This is a genomic window from Paenibacillus sp. 453mf (assembly GCF_900116105.1).
GTDB classification, from domain to species: Bacteria; Bacillota; Bacilli; order Paenibacillales; family Paenibacillaceae; genus Paenibacillus; species Paenibacillus provencensis.
The window spans coordinates 1-1632 of record NZ_FPAC01000024.1 but is presented as its reverse complement, the minus strand read 5'-3'; the positions used below and the strand labels follow the sequence as shown (position 1 = coordinate 1632).

General features: G+C 42.8%; 2 protein-coding genes. Both read left to right on the top strand.

The genetic code is table 11. The features are described 5' to 3' along the window. A partial coding sequence (locus tag BM415_RS24600; RefSeq protein ID WP_139237068.1) for a spore germination protein occupies positions 1 to 320 on the top strand: 320 nt, incomplete at its 5' end. Next, complete coding sequence (locus tag BM415_RS24595) at positions 317 to 1480, top strand: Ger(x)C family spore germination protein (RefSeq protein WP_006211807.1); 1164 nt, start codon at positions 317 to 319, stop codon at positions 1478 to 1480. The genes BM415_RS24600 and BM415_RS24595, both read left to right, overlap by 4 nt. Positions 1481 to 1632: the final 152 nt, after the last annotated feature.

Sequence of the window (1632 nt, the reverse complement as noted above, 5' to 3'; positions counted from 1 at the left end):
TTGTCATAGGAGCGATTACTCAGGTGTTCGGTTCGACTTTATCCAGCCAGTCGTTATCTGGGACAATTAGCATCTTACGCTTTATCGTGTTTATTTTGTCTGCCGCGCTTGGCATCTATGGCTTTTTTCTTGCTTTATTTATCGTGACAACCCATTTAGCCTCATTGCGTTCATGCGGTTTGCCTTACCTGGCTCCGCTTTCGCCCCCATATAAAGATTTCGCCAATGCATTGTTCCGATTACCTTGGAGATGGCGAAAAACTCGACCGGACAATCTGAATACTCACGATCCTACAAGCCAAGGGGATGGGCAGAAATGAAGACGTATAAATATATCGTTGTTCTTCTGCCCCTCATCATACTCACCGGCTGCTGGAGCAAATACGAAGTGCAAAACATGAATTATACGACAGCAGTCGGAATTGACTATGCGGAAGGTCAATACACCATCTATGCGCAATTGCTTGACTTCTCGACAGTGGCAAAGCTGGAGGGCCAACAAAAAGCGGAGCAGCCCCCGGTCTGGGTCGGTAAGGGACAAGGCTCCTCGTTTACAGAAGCAGCGAATGATTTATACAGCACTTCGCAACAGAGGTTAAACTGGGGACAAGTCTCTGCGATTCTGTTCAGCGAACGGTTGATGAAGGAAAGGAAAGTCGGTGAAGTGTTAGAACTGATCAACCGTTATCGTGAAATAAGGTACTTAGCCTGGCTATTCAGCACGCGAGATCCCCTTGACGAGATCTTAATGGCAACATCGTTTTTCAGATTGTCACCAAAGGCATCGATTCTACATAATCCTGAACAGAATTATCGACAGCATTCTATTCTCGCTCCGATCCGCCTGCAACAGTTTGTTCTGGATTCAAATGAAAAGGCTAAGTCAAGCTATATACCAGAATTATCAATTCGAAAAGACCAATGGAAGGAAAATCAAAAGCCACGTGAGTTGCTTAGATTTTCTGGCATACAAGTATATGATCAAGAGCACTATTATGCACGCATGGACATCCAAGATCTGTCCGGGTTGCCGTGGCTAAATAAACACACAATCCGACTGCCTCTTGACTTGTTTTCCGATAAAAAACTTATAGCGGTTCTCGTCGCAGAGAAACCTAAATATGACATTACTCCAAGTGTTAAATATGATAAAGCGTATTTCGATATATCCGTTTCAGTGAAGGCTGGGGTAAATGAGTTGCATGCAGACGTTACTGAACAAGAACTCACGCAAATGGCTCAAAAAGAAATTGAGCGGCAAATTAGGAAAACCTTTCAAACTGCGCTTGAGAAGAATATAGATATTTATAATCTAGGGGAATCTCTTTTTCGCAAGAATCCGCATGAATGGAAACGCATTGCATCAGGGAAACAGCATTTTGTCTTAAACGAGGATTCCTTGCAAGCTATAAGCGTTAATATGGATATCGTATATCCTGGAAGATATAAATTTAAAAAAGAGATTCTTGCTGTCCCCTAATTTTTGATTTCTTCATTGATACAAATACCTGTCATAGAATGTCTAGCGCGGCGAAAAGGTAAAGGATCGAGGGAAATAAGATCCTAGAATTACTGATTTACATATTTGCCCATATACTTTGCGGGTGGTGTCAGCTTCGCTGGTACTACCCC